The organism is Pseudomonas sp. Pseusp88 (assembly GCF_047303955.1).
Lineage (GTDB): Bacteria > Pseudomonadota > Gammaproteobacteria > Pseudomonadales > Pseudomonadaceae > Aquipseudomonas.
In genome coordinates this window covers 1-1,494 of the sequence record NZ_JBGLYM010000080.1, presented here as the reverse complement: position 1 = coordinate 1,494, position 1,494 = coordinate 1, and the positions used below count along the sequence as shown (strand labels likewise).

The following is a 1,494-nucleotide window of genomic DNA, read 5'->3' as shown; positions in this document are numbered from 1 at the left end:
ACCACATTGGTGCAAGCCGCCTGAGCTGATCCCCAGGCGCTTGTCCCTCCAGCCCGGCTTTTGCCGGGCTTAATTTTACCTGCGCAAAACCTCTCGCCTCAGCGTCCTGTCCTCAATTCGACCGATGATTGCCAATTGCCCTACGGCACTGACCAGCGTTTTCATGGCTTTTGGAGGGCGGCCTTCTGGGCGGCGGTGACCGCTTTCATGTAGCTGGCGTGCAAGGTCCCCATCTTGGGTAACGGCGATGATGCCGACAGCCCCGGCGCAGGGCCAAACCAGTCCGAGTTGAACGGCAACTTGTACCGGTCTGCAAGGTTGAACTTGGTTCGATAGCTCAGCCCGCTGATCGCGTAGCCCGCATCGCTGGGGTCGATAACGAACTCCGTTGGATAGATCTTGTGAACCTTCTGGCTGGTGCCATAGGCGACCATCACCTCATGGGTTGTGCGCGACAGGGCCAGCACTAACGCCGGGCGAGGCTTGGGGCCGGGTTTGCCCAGCACTTGTGGGAAAAAACACCAGACGATATCGCCCGGCGCTGGCAGCGGATTGTAATCAGTCGATATCAATCAAACAGTCCTTCCGAAAAGCTTTCGTCAGGCGTATCCGAGGCGCTGCTGTGCGCACGAATGGCAGCGCTTTGCTTGGCAGTCAGCGGACCATTATCCATCTCATAGCGTGGCAGGTACTGGTTGGCCATCTGGCGCAGGGCAAGGTGGGTAATCTCCGTGCGATTCAGGCCGGTACGCTCCATCAGCAGCCTGATAGTCGCTCCGCTGATACCAGTGGGTGTGTCCTGGCTGCGAAGACGCAGAAGAAACGATTCGGTTTTATCGACATGTGCCATGGTATAGCCTCCAAAAAAGATATCCTTTGGATATCTTGATATCCATCATATATCTACCTCCGTGGCACAGCAAACACAACCCACCGCTATAGCGTGATTGTCCTTTGTTCGTGGAAGTGGTTGACGGGTGATTGTCGCTCCTCTGCCATCGACAACCAGAATGAGATCCTGTGAAAGCCGACTTGCTGGCGATGGCGTCAGGTTTCATTGCGAGCGCTGCGCACTCGATCGCCACCAAGGCGGCTCCCAAATGGAAATATTTCATTCCAGATCAAGATGTTCGTTAACTATCAATTTCAGCAATGACAGGTACCAATCGCATTGACTTCTTAATAAATTCCAGCGGCGTAGCATTACCTCCATACCGAGTTAACAACGACTTCTAACCGATCTGGAGCAACTACCATGAAAACTTCCAAACTGATTTTCGGCCTGGCCTTCTCTGTTCTGGCCTCCAGTGCTTTCGCTCTGCCAGCCATCAATGGTCATGATCAACTGAACGCCCAGGTCGTTGCCGAAAACGGTGCTGACCATGTTGGTGCTAACCGTGTCGCCGCTGATGGTGCTGACCGCGTTGGTGCAAACCGCGTCGCTGCTGATGGTGCTGATCGCGTTGGTGCAAACCGCGTAGCCGCTGATGGTGC

Annotated in this window: 3 protein-coding genes; 1 reads left to right on the top strand and 2 read right to left on the bottom strand. The window is 55.0% G+C overall.

Annotated elements, in window-relative coordinates:
* Positions 1-161: 161 nt before the first annotated feature.
* Together ACCD02_RS32520 and ACCD02_RS32515 are read right to left on the bottom strand one after the other, a co-directional pair.
* Positions 162-572, bottom strand: coding sequence for a type II toxin-antitoxin system PemK/MazF family toxin (locus tag ACCD02_RS32520; protein WP_413310698.1), 411 nt, complete (start codon positions 570-572; stop codon positions 162-164).
* On the bottom strand, positions 569-850 hold the full coding sequence (locus ACCD02_RS32515) for a hypothetical protein (protein ID WP_413310696.1): 282 nt from the start codon (positions 848-850) through the stop codon (positions 569-571). Before ACCD02_RS32515 ends, ACCD02_RS32520 begins: the two co-directional genes overlap by 4 nt.
* Positions 851-1,255: 405 nt before the next feature.
* Here ACCD02_RS32515 and ACCD02_RS32510 point away from each other — a divergent pair.
* The coding region (locus ACCD02_RS32510) for a hypothetical protein (RefSeq protein ID WP_413310694.1) at positions 1,256-1,494 on the top strand (239 nt) is incomplete at its 3' end.